This is a genomic window from Sinomicrobium halophytocola, from assembly GCF_052983395.1.
Genome location: NZ_JBRKIT010000040.1, coordinates 228,838 through 245,547 on the forward strand (window position 1 = coordinate 228,838; position 16,710 = coordinate 245,547).

Genomic DNA, 16,710 nt, shown 5'->3' on the forward strand with positions numbered 1-16,710 from the left:
CCTTAAACTTAACTTAACAATCTGGGCTATGACTTTTTAAAAGTTAAAGCAACATCCATAATTATCAGGAACACTAAAATGTATAGTTCTAACACTTTTTGAGACCGATAAGTACAAACCCGTTACTAAAAGCAAAGTCTGCGGAAAGTTTCCGCAGACTAGCTTTACACCTGTTTAACCTGTAAAGTCATAATTCTTATGAAAACATTGAAAATCATATACCTGTCGCTCACATGCACGGCCATGTTTACATTCCAGGCCCATGCACAGATAGAAAAGGCACCTGCCAGGGCGGAAGGTGAAGGCCCGTGGTCGCAACTCATCATCCGGGGAGCCACGCTTATAAACGGCACCCTTGCACCTCCCATAGGTCCTGTAGATATCGTTGTGGAAAACAACCGGATTACCGATGTAAAAACCGTAGGCTATCCGGGAGTGGAGATCGACCCGGAAAAACGGCCTAAGTTAAAACCGGGAGGTAAAGAACTTGATGCCTCCGGAATGTACATTCTACCGGGCTTCGTAGATACCCATGCCCATATAGGAGGAACTTCCCAGGGGACCCCTGCCGAGTACGTATTTAAGCTATGGATGGGCCACGGAGTTACAACGATTGCGGACCCCGGTTGCGGTAACGGACTGGATTGGGTACTGGACCAAAAGAAAAAAAGCGAACGCAACGAGATCACGGCCCCGAGAATAAAAGCATATACCGGTTTTGCCAGGAACAGTCCTACCCCGATAACCACCCCCGAACAGGCCAGGGAATGGGTTCGCGAAAACGCTAAAAAGGGAGCCGACGGCATTAAGTTCTTCGGTGCCCCGCCCAGGATCATGGCAGCTGCACTGGATGAAAACAAAAAACTGGGACTCCGTTCCAAGATGCACCATGCCCAGATCTATGTGGGTGAATGGAATGTGCTGAACAGTGCCCGGGCAGGTCTGACAGCTATGGAACACTGGTACGGACTTCCTGAAGCCCTTTTTGACGACAGGACCGTACAGCACTATTCCCTCGACTACAATTACCAGAACGAGCAGGACAGATTCGGAGAAGCGGGACAGCTATGGAAACAGGCTGCAAAACCTTATTCGGATAAGTGGAACGAGGTTATGAACGAACTCATCGCCCTCGATTTTACCCTGTCCCCCACCATGGTAATCTACGAGGCTAACCGGGACCTCACCAGGGCAAGGCGGGCGGAATGGCATGACGAATATACCCTGCCTTCACTCTGGGATTTCTATTCGCCCAGCAGGCAGTCCCACGGATCGTACTGGCATTACTGGGGCACGGAACAGGAGATTGAATGGAAGGAAAACTACAAATTGTGGATGGCTTTTCTCAACGAATACAAAAACCGGGGAGGCCGGGTAACCGTAGGTACGGATGCCGGGTTTATCTATGAACTATACGGATTTGCATACCCCCGAGAAATGGAACTTCTCCGCGAAGCCGGTTTCCATCCTCTGGAAGTTATCAAAGCAGCCACGTTAAGCGGCGCGGAATCCCTTGGTATGGATAATGAAATCGGTACCGTGGAGCCCGGAAAACTGGCAGATTTTGTTATCGTGGAAGAAAACCCGTTGGAAAATTTCCAGAGCCTGTACGGTACGGGCAGTATAAAACTTACCGATGACAATGAAGTGGTTCGTGTGGGAGGTGTAAAATACACCATCAAAGACGGTATTATTTACAACGCTAAGCAACTCCTCGAAGACGTAAAAGAAATAGTGGCAAATTCCAAAGTAAAGAAAAGTTATAAAATAATGCAGCCGGGAGTAAAAGGAAAATAACAGCCCTTCCTCTGGCGGAAAAGGCTTCTCATGTTTTGTTTGTTTCCATCGCGGCAATAGCACATTTTCTTACACTAACATGCTATTGTCGCGATTTTTTTGTGGCATAAAAAAGAAAAAGGGTTTTTTCAGAGACTGTCTAAACATATTTTTGCCGGCAAATGATCCGAAACCAGGTTTTTAGCAGTATATGTTATATGAAGAATAGCTCCCGCTTATATTTTATAGATGCCATGAGGGCCTGGGCTATTTTAATGATGCTGCAGGGACATTTTATAGGCAGCCTGCTGGATTACTCTTACAGAGACCCTTCTGATCTTGCTTTTATGATCTGGCAATATAACCGGAAAATAACCGCCCCCACTTTCTTTACCGTAGCCGGGTTTATTTTTATGTACCTGCTGGTCCGGCAAAAAGAACGGACCGGATGGGACAATCCCAGGGTAAGGAAAGGAATAAAGAGGGGACTGGCACTCATCGGGCTGGGCTATATTCTTCGCCTGAACTTTGAAGGTCTTTTTTTAAAAAGCACGATAAACGAGTCTTTCTACCAGGTATCCGTATTGCATTGTATCGGGGTATCCCTTCTGCTGCTAATCCTTATTTATCTTGTAAGTTACCGGAGGATGAAATACCTGATGCCTCTCATGTTATTGAGCATCACCGCCATATTATTTGCGCTATTTCCCCTGTATTACGGCCTGGATTTTACCGTACTCCCAAAAATGCTGGCTAATTTCTTCACCAGGTCAAACGGCTCCGTATTTACTATTTTTCCCTGGTTCGGTTATGCTTCTTTCGGGGCTTTTATGGCTGTCATGTTTGTTAATTACAAACAAAAAAAGAATTTATATCCTATAGCCATAGGGAGTTGTCTGGGAATAGGATTTCTCTTCATATTTTTGTTCTCCACCCCTTATCTATCCAACAACCTGTTTTCCTGGTTGGGCAATGTGCTTGTTTTATTTGCCATTTTTATGCTGTGCAGGAATATCCTTACTTCCGGAACCGTGATCGGTATAGGACAAAATACCCTTTCTATCTATGTTATACATTATATTGTGCTGTACGGAAGTATTTTCGGATTGAGTTTTCAGTTATTCCGACATTCCCTCTCCCCTTATATTGTGATACCGGGAGCTTTATTGTTTATGATCATGGTCAGTTATTTGTCGTTTCAGTACAATACGGTAAAACAGGCAATAAAGAAAAAAATACACCGATATAACACCAGCACCGGCTGATCTGTCCGTTCAGGACTTCGGGTAAGAAGCACGGAATCAAACAGGTACTAAAAAAGATCCAGGTAATTTGTATTAATTTTGCAAAGAAAAGTCCAAAAGCACTGTTTTAGGAGTATATATTTATTAAAAAGTAATCTATGGAGAAGACTTCCCGTTTATATTTTATAGACGCCATGCGCGCCTGGGCCATTTTAATGATGTTACAAGGCCACTTTATAGACGGTTTGCTCGCACCCGAATTCCGTGACACTTCCAACGTTGTCTTTTCCGTGTGGAAATACAACCGGGGAATTACGGCTCCTGTATTCTTCACCGTAGCCGGATTTATTTTTATGTATCTCCTCATTCGCAATAAAAGTGTCGGGTGGGATAATCCGAGGGTGAAAAAGGGAATAAAAAGAGGGTTGATGCTTATAGGCCTGGGTTATATTCTTCGACTGGATTTTCCCGGTTTTCTTTCGAAAGGAGAGGTTTACGATAACTTTTATAAAATAGATGTACTGCACTGTATAGGGCTCTCCATTCTACTCCTGATAGGTATTTACCTGCTGTCCTATAATCGAAAAAAGTATGTAATGCCCCTTTTACTGGGCGGAAGTATTTTATTTCTTTTCTTTACTTACCCGTGGTATTCTTCGTGGGATTACAGTTTTTTGCCGAAGTTCCTCGCCAATTTTATTACGAAAGCCAACGGTTCGGTATTTACCATTTTCCCGTGGTTCGGTTACGCCTCTTTCGGGGCTTTTATGGCTGCTTTATTCAGTATTTACAAAGAGAAAAAGAATTTATACCCTGTAGCCATCATGTTATCCCTGACCATAGGCACCATTCTTATTGTCCTGTTCCCTTTCTCTTCACTGAATTTTGAACTTTTTTCCAGGCTGGGCAATGTCCTGGTATTCTTCGCCGTTTTTATGCTTATCCGGAACATACTTACTTCGAGTACTGTGATCAGCATCGGACAAAATACGCTTTCCATATATGTTATACATTATACGATATTATATGCCAGTTTTTTCGGCCTCGGGCTCTATCAACCATTTCATCATTCCCTGACTCCATACGTTGCCATACCCGGCGCCATACTGTTTATGATAACGGTTACCTGGCTGTCTTTCCTTTACAACAGGATAAAACCTGCAATCAAAGAAAAAACATCCGTTTTGAAGAAGGAGATTGTTTTGGTGTTTAACCAAAGCTACCGGGAAACTACATCTTTTGTGATAAAAATAAAAGGAAAGATCCTTTCCGCACTCAACATGATCAAAAGTTAAATTTCTCCGGGGGTTTATCAAGTAAGGTTTTTTATGTTTTTTTGATGTCTTCCCTCAGAAATAAACCGGGAACGGGCTAAAAATGTTATCTTGGGCTAAAATAATCCTGATCAAAACCAATATCATTTGAAATGAATGCTACCCAAGAGAAATTAGACCATGTCCTCCAAAAAGGATACAATCTGGATTTTAGTCCGGTATTTGAAAAAGCTTTCGAAAACTATAAAAAAATTGCCTTACAGGCTGGCGTGGTCCTGCTCATTGTAAGTGTTATTCTTGTCATCCTCATCACGGCTGTTGTTTCCAGCCTTTTCGGGATCGGCAGCCTGTCGGAAACCCTGCTCCAGGTTAACCTGAATTCTTCTTTTCTGGCTATCCTGGTCTATACCATATCGATTGCTGCTATCAGCGCCGTTCTATCACCCGTAAGTGCCGGCATTATACGGATGGCGCACCTGGCAGAGACCGGAAAGGATTTTTCCATATCCACCGCCTTCGATTATTACAAAGGTGTATATCTTAAAGAACTGTTCCTGGCATCATTTCTGCTTACAGTGGCCGGGGCTGTTATTTCCTTGATCCCTTTTATCGGGACCATAGTTTCCTACATTATCTCCTTTTTTACATTTCTGGCCATTCCACTTATCATTTTTGCCGATCTGAAAGCCATTGATGCTATTCAAAAAAGTATTCAGTTGGTCTCAAAACAACCGCTTGTTATCCTTGGACTTCTTATTGTTACCGGTCTGGCTATTATGATAGGATTGGTTGCCCTTTGCATAGGTATCTTGTTTACCTTTCCGTTTATGTACTCCATGTATTATACTATTTATGCCCATATCATTCCGTTAGATAACCACGATGAAATTGACGAGATCGGCATCCCGATGGATTGACCTGTATTAAAAGCTCTAAAAAAGTAAGGCCCCAAAAGAATTTGAGGCCTTACTTTTTTTGTTTATCATTTACAAATTATACATGTAATGCCCTGTTATCGGTAGCGGCAAGAGCTGCTTCTTTAACTGCTTCCGCATAGGTGGGGTGCGCATGGCTCATACGGGAAATATCTTCTGCACTCGCCCTGTATTCCATAGCGGTTACCCCTTCGGCTATAAGGTCTGCCGTACGGGCGCCTATCATGTGGATACCCAGTACTTCATCCGTAGCAGCATCCGCGAGTATCTTTACAAATCCGTCCGTATCCATACTGGCCCTGGATCTTCCGAGGGCACGCATAGGGAACTGACCTACTTTATAGTCTACCCCGGCTTCTTTAAGTTGCTCTTCGGTCTTACCCACAGCGGCAACTTCCGGCCAGGTATAAACCACTCCGGGGATCAGGTTATAATCGATGTGGGGCTTTTGCCCTGCCAGGGTTTCCGCTACAAAAACACCTTCTTCTTCTGCTTTATGGGCAAGCATCGCTCCTTTGATCACATCTCCAATGGCATAGATATTGGAAGCGCTGGTTTGCAGGTGATCGTTAACTTCTACCTGTCCCCTTTCATTCAGTTTTACTCCGGCAGCTTCGGCATTCAGGCCATCGGTATAAGGACGGCGTCCTACGGAAACCAGGCAGTAATCCCCTTCCAGAGCTACTTCCTTGCCTTTTTTGTCATCTGCTTTGACCGTTACTTTCTTTCCCTTCCTGGTCACTTCTTTTACTTTGTGACCGGTATAGAATTTAAAGCCTTGTTTTTTCAGGACTTTCGTGAGTTCTTTGGAAAGGGCACCATCCATTCCCGGAATGATCCTGTCCATAAACTCCACTACGGAAACCTCAGCTCCCAGTCTTTTATATACCTGTCCGAGTTCCAGGCCAATGACGCCACCGCCTATAACTACCATGTGCTTGGGCACTTCTTTCAGCTTCAATGCTTCCGTTGAAGTGATCACTCTTTCTTTATCTACCTCTATGAAAGGGAGAGTAGAAGGTTTGGAACCGGTGGCTATAATGGTATTCTTGGCTTCTATCTTTTCTTCGCTGCCATCTGCTTTTTTAATATTTATATGCGTATTGTCTGCAAAACTTCCAACGCCTTCGTAAACATCAATTTTATTTTTGTCCATCAGGAACTTTACTCCGGCACAGGTCTGGTCTACTACGGACTGTTTACGGTTTATCATCTTTTCCAGGTTTACTTTTACTTCTCCCGGAATTTCGATACCGTGCTCTTCAAAATGTTTTACGGCATCATCGTAGTGATGTGTAGAGTCCAGGAGCGCTTTGGAAGGGATACACCCTACGTTAAGACATGTTCCCCCAAGAGTGGAATATTTTTCAATGATCGCGGTTTTCATCCCGAGCTGTGCACAGCGGATAGCTGCAACATACCCGCCCGGACCTGAGCCTATAACGGCTACATCGTATGAACTCATAATATGTTTTTTGAAAATGTATTTTTAAACTTAATAAACACAAAAATACAAATGTTTTGCAAAGCATCGCCCCTGTAATTCGGGTATTCTCGTATTTGTCACAAGATATTCCGGTGAAATGAGATATTACCCCGGATACAGATCATACGGGGACATTATACCGGAAAAATCTCCCCTTATAGAACATTGTCCCCATATGTCATTTACACCTTTACCGTCTTCCAGTTTCCTTTTTTAAACCACAGTAACGCTATTATAGCGATCAGGGTTTCGGCAAGGGTTATGCCTACATATACTCCTACGGGGCCCCAATGAAATACCATGGCTGCCATATAGGCAAAAGGTAACTGGAAAAGCCAGAAGCAGAAGAAATTAATAATTGTGGGGGTTTTGGTATCTCCGGCACCGTTAAATGCCTGGGTAACCACCATGCCATAGGCATAAAAAATATACCCTGCTGCCACCACCTGTAAACTAAGACTGCCATACTTTATTACCTCTGTATCAGCACTGAACCAGCCTATGATATACTTGGCAAATATCAGGTATATCAAAGACACCGTGAGCATAAAAATAGCATTGTATTTTCCGGTTTTCCAGACGGATTGTTCCGCCCGTTCCGGTTGTCCCGCACCCAGGTTCTGACCTACCAGCGTTGCCGCAGCATTGCTCATTCCCCAGGATGGCATCATGGTAAACATCATTACCCGGATAGAAATCGTATACCCGGCCAGTACTTCACTACCGAACTCGGACATGATACGCATGAGTATCACCCAACTGGAAGTCCCTATAAGAAATTGTCCTATACCTCCCAAAGATACTTTTACCAGGTTCCACATTACCTGTCCTCTCAGTACCAGGTCGGATAGCTGTAATTTTATCCTGCTCCATCCGTAGAACAATATCCACAACTGGAACAGAACTGCTACTCCCCTTCCAATGGTAGTGGCTATTGCCGCCCCTTCTACACCGTAAGCAGGCACAGGCCCCCATCCGAATATAAACAACGGGTCGAGGATAATGTTGATCCCGTTGGACAATGCCAGGGCCCACATGGCAATGGAGGCATCTCCGGCGCCACGAAAAATGGCATTGATAAGGAAAAGCAGGAATATGGTTATGTTACCTCCTATCAATATCCGTGTATAACCGAAACCTTCTTCTATAAGGTCGGGTTCTCCTCCCATCATGCTAAGTATCTCTTTGGGATAGGAAACGCCTATAACTCCCACAATAATAGAAATTATCACCCCGATAACAATAGCCTGTACCGCGGTTTCCTTAGCTCCTCTGATGTTCTTTTCTCCTACCCTGCGGGCTATTACCGCCGTAGCGGCCATACTCAGACCTATCGCCACCGCATATAAAAGGGTGATTACCGATTCCGTAAGCCCTACGGTAGCCACAGCATTCACACTTACACGGGAAAGGTATATAATGTCTACCAGTGCAAAAACCGATTCCATCATCATTTCGAGGATCATGGGAATGGCCAGCATAAAAATGGCTTTGCGGATGCTTCCGCTTGTAAAATCTATCTCCTTACCCGTAAGGGCCGTTTTCAGGTCTTTAAAAAACCTCTCGAAAGTATATTTGGAATGTGAACGCATTATCTCCGAAATTATATAGTCTAACAAACAAAAATTAAAGCAAAAAATATGGTAAGCGAAGAAGTATGCTTACCACGACAAAATATCCGCCTGTATCCAGGCCGGTTTTGTCATCTTATTAATATAATTTCGAAGTGCTCATAATGCTGCAATATTAAATACTTTTTTTTAAATAGTTGTAAGTTTTTTTTGTTTTAACAAATTACAAGTTTAAGACAGGGAATATTTTTATGAACTTTGCGGGTGAATTAGTTGGGGAATCTTGGAGTCTTGGAGTTTGAGAGAGAGCACCCCCTGTATCCCCCTCAAGGGGGAAGAGTAGCCCCCATAAAAAACAGGGAGACCTTTGGGGCATACAGAGGGTGGAGTCCTGAATTCCTTAACTAAGAACTAAAAAGCTAACAGCCATGAACGTAAACCTTAAAAGAAGAGTAGCGGTAAGTGCAGTATTTTTTCTCAGTGGTATTTGCTTTGCCAGCTGGGCCAGCCGTATACCGGATATTAAGAACAAACTACATCTTACGGAAGGTGAATTGGGCGGACTCCTGCTCGGGCTTCCTGCGGGATCCCTGGTTGCTCTTCCGTTGGCGGGATGGCTGGTGCATCGCTTTGGCAGTCGTAAGGTAGCCGTTATTTCTGCCATATTATACGGATGTGTATTGCCCTTACTCGGACTTGCGGAAACCACAATTGCCTTGCTTGGCGCCGTTGCACTTTTCGGATTGGTGGGTAACCTTATAAATATTTCGGTGAACACCCAGGCGGTAGGTGTTGAATTCCATTACGGAAAGACAATTATGGCTTCTTTTCACGGTCTATGGAGTCTTGCCGGGTTTGTTGGCGGGGCTATTGGTGCGGGGATGATAGATCTGAAAATAACCCCCTTCTCCCATTTTGCCGCCATATCTTGCGTGAGCCTGCTCATTATCTTCTTTGCTTACCGCAATATGCTTACAGAAGATGTAAACACCGGAGACAGTAAAGGACTGGTATTAAAGAGACCGGACAAACTGTTATTACGCATCGGGGCCATAGCTTTTTGCGGGATGATGTGTGAAGGTTGTATGTTTGACTGGAGTGGTGTTTATTTTGATAAAGTTGTTAATGTTGATTCCGGGCTCGTTACCCTGGGATATATTGCCTTTATGAGTACTATGGCTACGGGGCGTTTTGTAGCGGATCACTTTACCCAACGTTTCGGGGCGGTAATGCTACTCCAATTTAGTGGTATACTGATTTTTTTTGGACTTTTGCTCTCCGTATGCTTTCCTTCAGTGATTTTTGCTACGATCGGATTTTTACTGGTTGGTGCAGGCACTTCTTCCGTTATACCTCTCTCCTTCTCTATGGCTGGTAGGTCTAAAAATTTCCCTCCCGGTATATCCCTGGCCCTGGTTTCGACCATTGCCTATTTTGGTTTTTTATTCGGCCCTCCTGTTATCGGATTTATTGCCGAACACCTCAATCTCCGGGCTTCGTTTTTGCTTATCGCTTTTGTAGGGGCCATGATTGCCGTGCTTTCGTATAGCGGAAGGGGAATACTGCGAAAACCGGAAACGTTAAATTAAGAAACTGTCTAAAGGAGGGGGAGTTTTGGAGGTGGCTTCCCTGCCGCACCACACACATTTTGTACCTTGGTTCTTCCTGATGCGAAACCTCAAAAAATTGCTATATTTTGAAAGATTTTTACCTGTTTTTAAAACATAATGCCAGGGAAGTAAGCTTTGGTTGGGTGCTGACTTTTTTATCCAGTTTCGGGCAAACCTTTCTGATATCGCTTTACGTTCCGGAAATCTTGAAAGCTTTTAGTATTTCCGAAGGTACTTTCCGAGGAATCTATGCGATTTGTACTATAATTCCCTCTGTTCTTATGCTCACTATAGGTCATTCTATAGACTATAAACCCGTAAAAAGGGTTACTGCCATTACGATTGTCGGTGCTGCGGTTTCCTGTTTTTATACTTGGCATTTCGCACTATCATATCGCCTTGTTATTCATGGCTATGATGGGGTTGCAGCTTACGGGACAGGGATGGATGACTCACATCAGTATGACGGTGATGTCCCCTTACTACGACACAGATCGTGGAAAGGCCCTGAGTATTTCCGCCCTGGGTTATTCTATCGGTGAAGCCTTCTTCCCTATCGTGATCTCCACCCTTATCCTTTGGTATGATTATGAAGTAGCGGCTATGGCGTCCGGAGGATTTTTACTGTTGTACCTGGTAAGGCTTTATTTCGTAAAACTATCGCATTTTAATCCTACGGAAAAGGAAAATGTTAAACCTACCTCCATAACCATTGCAAAAGATTACCTAAAAATACTTTCGGAAAAGAAACTATACATTATGATGCCTGCAAGTACTATAGTGGCCTTTACCTCTACTTCCTTCTTTTTTTATCAATATGTATTTGTAGCGGACAAAGGTTGGTCGGTCTCTCTTTATGTTATGCTTCTTTTTTTACAGCCTATGCCATTACGCGCTTTGCCATGACCCTGATGGGCGGACTATGGGTAGACCGGTTTACGGCAAGAAAAATGTTCCGGGTATACTTGCTTCCCATAACTATTGGCCTACTGCCCCTTGCTTTTACGAACAGTATTATTGGTGCTTTGATATTCCTGATCCTTGCGGGATGCTCCGTCGGGGCATCCGGGGCAATCACCACTGCTGTTATCGCAGAACTTTACGGAGTGGAAAGACTAGGGGCTATAAGAAGCCTGTACACCATGTTTGTGGTATTGAGCACGGTACTAGGACCATTTCATTTCTGGTGGGACTGCTCCTGGATACCGATGTAGACTTCAGTTGGATTATTATAGGATTGTTTTTTATGACCGTGGCTTCTCTTCTCAACGCGCAACGTATTAAAAATATCCCGGAACAGTAAGGAAGAATTGTAACCATAGGCACAGTAATATTATTCGAAGGAGCAAGAAGTATCTACATAGGAACAAGAATATTATCCGCAGGAACAAAAAGTATACACACAGGGACAAGAATATCATCCGTAGGAGCAAGAAGTATCTACATAGGAACAAGAATATTATCCGCAGGAGCAAAAAGTATACACACAGGGACAAGAATATCATCCGCAGGAGCAAGAAGTATTCAAACCGATACAGGAATATTAACTTTCCTACAGTAAGCATAACATAAAGTTATAAATATAATTATAACAGTTTTTCCCCTTCCTGTATTTTCTGTTATACGGAAAAGAAAGCCCGAATAATAAAAACCGTACTTTTATAGTATTTAATCCGTAAAAAAGAATTAATTTAAAGCCTGTTTACTTTGTAAGAAAACCCATTTTCATGCTACTGAACAACAAGATCCCCCTGAAGTTTCTCTTCAGGAAAACGCGTTCCGAAATCCTTTTTGTTACCTTTTTATCCGTAATTATCGGTATTGCCGACGAACTTCTCCATGTGGGGGGCATTGCTATTCCCCTGGCCATTCCTACTATCCTGGGTACGGCGATTTCGCTGATCCTGGCTTTCCGTACGGGACAATCATATAACCGCTGGTGGGAGGCACGCATTATCTGGGGCGCCATTGTCAACGATTCGCGTACACTGACCAGGCAACTTCTCGGTTTTGTCCGTATTGAAGGGGAGGATGCCGGGGAGGCTTCTACTTTGGTTCGGAAGATGGTGTACCGGCAAATGGCATGGTGTTATGCCCTTGGAAGATCGCTCCGCAAACAGGAGCCTTTAAAGGATGCCAAGCCATTCTTATCTAAAGAAGAACTGGAGCGGGTGGGCAAACAGGATAATATACCTAATGCCATGCTGCAATTGCATATGGCAGACCTTAAACAAGCCTTCCGGAAAGGATGGATCAATTCCTATCAACAGGTGCAAATTGACGAAACCCTGAAAAGGCTTTGTGATTCTATGGGAAAAGCGGAACGTATCAAGAATACAGTATTCCCCGCTACTTATAGTCTGATCGTTCACCTTATTCTATACCTGTTTATTCTTCTTTTGCCCTTTGCTCTGGTAGATGATCTCGGTTTTATACAAATTCCTTTGGTCATCACAGTGGCCATAGCCTTTTTCCTTATCGAAAAAACAGCCATTTACCTGCAAGACCCTTTTGAAGACCTACCTACGGATACCCCGGTGACTTCCATTGCCCGGACCATAGAAATAAACCTCCGGCAAATGCTGAACGAAACGGATGTCCCGGATACCATTAAACCGGTGAAAAACTTTTATCTGATGTGAGCAGGGTAAAAAACCGGGGCATATATAGGGCGTTCCGGAAAAATACATTGTAAATACGGGATAATAGGTACATAAGTACTCATTTTAAAAACCAGGCATTGGCAAACATTTAAAAATTATGCCCGGCATCTGAAAGATACCGGGCACTTATTTCTTAATTTTAGAGACTGTCTAAATCCGGACAGTTTTAGAGATTAAGACCACCCAGCAGGCTACCAATTCCTAAAGAATTAAGGATAAGCGCAGGTGTCAATGCGATACCGGCCCATGCTCCTGAAATGAGCATTGCAGCACCTAAGCCCAGGTGTGCTCCTCCTTGCTGGAAGTCGTGATAAGCCTGATCGAATGTGATACCCCCATCTGTTTCCTGTAATTCAGCAACGTTCAACTCCTGAACGCCATAGCTTTCTAAAGTTTTCATAATTAAAAGATTTTAGTTAATGAATGATTATAATTCAAAGCAGTTTTAATTATTACAAAACTGTTCAAATCCTGAATACAATGTGGGGCAGTGTGGGGTAAACGGTTGTTTTTAGATGTGATTTGCAGTAGTTCAAATCCAAAATCCAGGGTAGCTAACTGTAAAGTTAATATTATTCCCTGCACAAACCTTGCAGTTTAATGTTTTTTAGTCGTGGAGTTTTTGGTTTAGAGTTGGTTAGCCACGGATGCACGGATGTTTTTAGGGAATTTCTGGCGGAAGCTGTTGTGTTTCGATGAGCTCTCATCCCGGCTTATTCCCGAAAAAATTTGCTTTTTTAATATTGTTATGGGTATTTATTCCACGTTTGAGAATTAAATAACCGAATAATTCTCTTATCAACTCAGAAACTCAGAACTAACCAACCTCAAAACTACAAACTCTTATCGAAGCCCGGGAGATTAGCTGGTTTATGACTGTCCTGATATCTTTTTACCATTACTGTCCTTATAATATTTTCTATACCTCCAATAACTTATTGCCCCCAATAATCCAATAACTACTATGGAATAGTACACGAAATCCGGGGTTATCATTTTGTCCCCGCTGGCATAACTGTGGAGTCCCACGAGATAAAAGTTTACACCGAAATAGGTCATCATAATACTGGCGTATGCGATGATACTGGCATAATTGAATGCAAATCTTCCCCTAAGTCCGGGAACGAGGCGCATGTGTACTACAAAGGCATAGATCATAATACTGATAAGTGCCCAGGTTTCTTTAGGGTCCCAACCCCAGTAACGGCCCCAACTTTCGTTCGCCCATTGCCCCCCGAGGAAGTTACCTATGGTGAGCATAATAAGACCTACGGTAAGCGCCATTTCGTTTATTATAGTGATCTCTTTTATATGGAGATCCATCTTCTTCCTGTTCTTGTCATTGGTAAGCATAATCAGCAGCAGTGTCACCACGCCAAGTATCATTCCCAGGGTAAAAGGTCCGTAACTTCCCACGATAATGGAAACGTGGATCATCAACCAATAACTGTTGAGTACGGGTTGCAGGTTGGCAATGGCCGGGTCAAGCCAGTTCATATGTGCCCCGAAAAGGATAATAGAAGTAACAAAGGCCGTGGAAGCCATCGTAAGATCGGATTTACGACCGAATATCAGTCCGAAAAGCATGGTGGCCCAGGCCACGTATATCATGCTTTCATAAGCATCACTCCAGGGAGCATGCCCGGAAATATACGAACGGGCTATGAGTCCGAGTGTGTGCAATACAAAAAGTATGATGATCCCTACCTTACCTGCGAAGACAAGGGTCTTTAAAAACTTGTTCTCGTAAAATATACACAGCACGATAAAAAAGAACATGACCAGTCCGACCGTCATATACCATATGAGCAACTTCTGGAAAATATTCACTTTATTGTAAAGTACCTCCACCTCTACCTTACGGTCCGAAGGCAATACTTCCGACCCGAAGTTTTCCTGGTTCTTCTCAAAAGCCCCGAGTATTTTTTCGGCTTCGGTATAATCGTCGGTTTTTATGGCCTGCCTGAGAGATATGAGGTAGAGACTTACGGACTTATCTATAAAATTGGCATAGAGGGAATCCTCAACAGGATATTGCCGGGTCCTGAAATCTACTGCAGATATCCACTTGTTGTTCTCTTCGTCCGGAAGCGGAAATATTTTAAGTATCTCTCCTCCCAAAGCCCTGTTCAGCAATGCCAGGCGCTGGTCCGCTTCTTTGAATTCTTTCTGAAACTGGTTAGGGACATTCGTACCATATGCTTCCTGAAGATATGGTGCCAGTTTGTAATTTCCTTTATCATCAAAGAAATCTATGGCCTTTACATACTTTATACCTTCTTCCACACCGATAAGCCTGTGCAGGCTATCGTTGCCCTTTTTCATGTAGATGATCTCCGCATTGTACCAGGCAGCAGGATTTTGCAGCATGGATAGAAAAACCTGGTCGGCATCCAGCCCATTGTATGAATCGCTTTTGCTGATCTTCCGTAATAATTCGGAAGCAAAAGTATTTACGGGTTTCATACGACCACCATCATCCTGGATAACCAGCTTACCGAACTTATCGGCATGCTCCTGGTTTACGGACGTTGCAGCTATTATGGAGTCTATCTGTGTCTTGGCAGGCAGAACATTGGTATGTGTATGATCTTCATCGTTCATATGGGTATCTATAGTCTCTGCCTGTTCCTGTTGTGCAAAAGCGGTGCAACTGAGAAGAAGAACTACTATTGTGGCCAGTTTCGCCTTTTCGGTTTTCACCTTTTTTAACATTTGTCCGAGACTTTTAAATCTTGTCTTACCATAGAACAGGATACCGATAAGCCCTGTGTAGAGCAGGAAGTAGCCTATATAGGTAATCCAGGTACCGTAAAAATCGTGATTGACAGACAATACGGTCCCTTTTTCATCCGGGTCGAACCTGGCCTGGAAAAAGCGATATCCCTCGTGATCCAGAATATGGTTCATATAAATATCATAATCAAAAGACCGCTCATCATTTACGGTAACTTTGCTCATAAAAGAGGCATAGCCGTTTTCGGTACCGGGATATTTTTCCGCAATAAAATCGTTGAGCTTGATACTGAAAGGCAACTCTATTTCTATGGAACCGAAAGAAAGGTGAAAATCCAGCCCTCCTATGCTTGTAGTTAACGGTTCTTTTGTCATTCCCTTACCTCCGAGTATTTTTACGCGTTTGGTCTCACCATTGGTAGCTATATCCAGAATAAGGGCATCCTGCGAAGCATTGGCTTTATCTTTGGCTTCAACAATATCATATTTTCCTTTTACTACCGGCTCGGGAAATACGAACTGCATTCCCGCTACATTATACAAAGACCGCAGTTGTAATTTCTGTACGCTGTCTTTAACCACACTATCCTGAAACTGGTCAGCCATTCGCATAAAAGTCCCTTCAAACGGGGTAGATATGGTATACACACTGTCTTGTGTATTGATATTGATAGCTCCCTGGGTGGGTTTGTTGAGGGCAAAAAGTACGTTGTGAATACTCGCCACTTCGCCGTTTTTTATGTAGTGATCGTGACGCGAGCCTCCTCCGGCTTCTACTACCTGGAGGTATTCCTCCCCGTTTTCGTCCGGAACAAGTCCTTCTTCGGCACCACTGATATACCCGGCATAGGAAACGGTAAAAGGCTGCCCGTTAAAATCAGATCTCCAGGGAAGCCTGGAAAGTATTCCTTCCGGAGACACAAGAAGAGCTTCCTGCATGGACTTCCGCATGGGCTGTCCGTTAATATCCCCGTCTATATAGGCTGTGAAATAGGTTTTATCGGAGAGGAAGGTGTTGGAGGTTTCCCCTTCCCGTATAGGCATTACGCCTTCGTAACTGATATACCGGGTAACAAAGGCCCCGATAATGATAAGCATAAAGGATATATGTAACAAGAGTACGGCCCATTTTTCCCGCTTATACAACCTGTAACGCGCAATATTTCCGGAAAAATTGATCACAAACAATACCATTATGGCTTCGAACCACCAGGCATTATATATCCATATCCGTGCCGTAGTAGTACTGTACCAGCTTTCGATAAACGTACCGAAGGCCAGTGCTGTAGCAAATACTACAAATAAAATTGCCATTAAACGGGTGGAGAAGAGCGTTTTCTTGAGGAAGTCTGTCATTACAACTTATTTACGTGTAGTTTTACACTATGGTATTCCGCTTGCAAAAATAGGTTGTT

The 16,710-nt window shown here is 43.5% G+C and carries 12 protein-coding genes; 8 read left to right on the plus strand and 4 right to left on the minus strand.

The genetic code is table 11. The annotated features are described in order from the left end of the window. The first annotated feature begins 243 nt into the window (after positions 1-243). The 4 genes from ACVBDY_RS17740 (at position 244) to ACVBDY_RS17755 (ending at position 5,211) form a co-directional block, all read left to right on the plus strand. A complete protein-coding gene (locus ACVBDY_RS17740) occupies positions 244-1,797 on the plus strand; it encodes an amidohydrolase family protein (RefSeq protein ID WP_447176924.1) in 1,554 nt (517 codons plus the stop codon). Positions 1,798-1,994: 197 nt separating this feature from the next. Next, complete coding sequence (locus ACVBDY_RS17745) at positions 1,995-3,041, plus strand: heparan-alpha-glucosaminide N-acetyltransferase domain-containing protein (protein ID WP_447176797.1); 1,047 nt, start codon at positions 1,995-1,997, stop codon at positions 3,039-3,041. Between the two features lie 137 nt (positions 3,042-3,178). After that, positions 3,179-4,315, plus strand: a complete 1,137-nt coding sequence (locus ACVBDY_RS17750; protein ID WP_447176798.1) for a heparan-alpha-glucosaminide N-acetyltransferase domain-containing protein — start codon at positions 3,179-3,181, stop codon at positions 4,313-4,315. A 131-nt stretch (positions 4,316-4,446) separates the two neighbouring features. Then, complete coding sequence (locus tag ACVBDY_RS17755) at positions 4,447-5,211, plus strand: DUF2189 domain-containing protein (RefSeq protein ID WP_447176799.1); 765 nt, start codon at positions 4,447-4,449, stop codon at positions 5,209-5,211. Positions 5,212-5,287: 76 nt separating this feature from the next. Here the strand turns inward: ACVBDY_RS17755 and lpdA are convergent, their stop codons facing one another. Further along, a complete protein-coding gene (gene lpdA, locus ACVBDY_RS17760) occupies positions 5,288-6,694 on the minus strand; it encodes a dihydrolipoyl dehydrogenase (RefSeq protein WP_447176800.1) in 1,407 nt (468 codons plus the stop codon). A 203-nt stretch (positions 6,695-6,897) separates the two neighbouring features. Then, complete coding sequence (locus ACVBDY_RS17765) at positions 6,898-8,307, minus strand: MATE family efflux transporter (RefSeq protein ID WP_447176801.1); 1,410 nt, start codon at positions 8,305-8,307, stop codon at positions 6,898-6,900. Positions 8,308-8,714: 407 nt separating this feature from the next. Here ACVBDY_RS17765 and ACVBDY_RS17770 point away from each other — a divergent pair, with 407 nt between their 5' ends. From ACVBDY_RS17770 to ACVBDY_RS17785, 4 genes are all read left to right on the plus strand, one after another. Then, positions 8,715-9,875, plus strand: a complete 1,161-nt coding sequence (locus ACVBDY_RS17770; protein WP_447176802.1) for an MFS transporter — start codon at positions 8,715-8,717, stop codon at positions 9,873-9,875. A 435-nt stretch (positions 9,876-10,310) separates the two neighbouring features. Continuing rightward, on the plus strand, positions 10,311-10,802 hold the full coding sequence (locus ACVBDY_RS17775; protein ID WP_447176803.1) for an MFS transporter: 492 nt from the start codon (positions 10,311-10,313) through the stop codon (positions 10,800-10,802). After that, complete coding sequence (locus ACVBDY_RS17780) at positions 10,799-11,110, plus strand: MFS transporter (RefSeq protein ID WP_447176804.1); 312 nt, start codon at positions 10,799-10,801, stop codon at positions 11,108-11,110. The genes ACVBDY_RS17775 and ACVBDY_RS17780 overlap by 4 nt, the downstream gene beginning before the upstream one ends. A 513-nt stretch (positions 11,111-11,623) precedes the next feature. Continuing rightward, the gene (locus ACVBDY_RS17785) at positions 11,624-12,538 is read left to right on the plus strand and encodes a bestrophin family protein (protein WP_447176805.1); all 915 of its coding nucleotides are present in this window, start codon (positions 11,624-11,626) and stop codon (positions 12,536-12,538) included. 187 nt (positions 12,539-12,725) lie between these two features. Here the strand turns inward: ACVBDY_RS17785 and ACVBDY_RS17790 are convergent, their stop codons facing one another. Continuing rightward, positions 12,726-12,959: a hypothetical protein gene (locus ACVBDY_RS17790; protein ID WP_447176806.1), complete on the minus strand. Its 234-nt coding sequence runs from the start codon at positions 12,957-12,959 to the stop codon at positions 12,726-12,728. Positions 12,960-13,429: 470 nt separating this feature from the next. Continuing rightward, positions 13,430-16,651 (minus strand): cytochrome c biogenesis protein, encoded by a 3,222-nt coding sequence (locus tag ACVBDY_RS17795; protein ID WP_447176807.1) that lies wholly within the window; start codon positions 16,649-16,651, stop codon positions 13,430-13,432. Between the last annotated feature and the right edge of the window lie 59 nt (positions 16,652-16,710).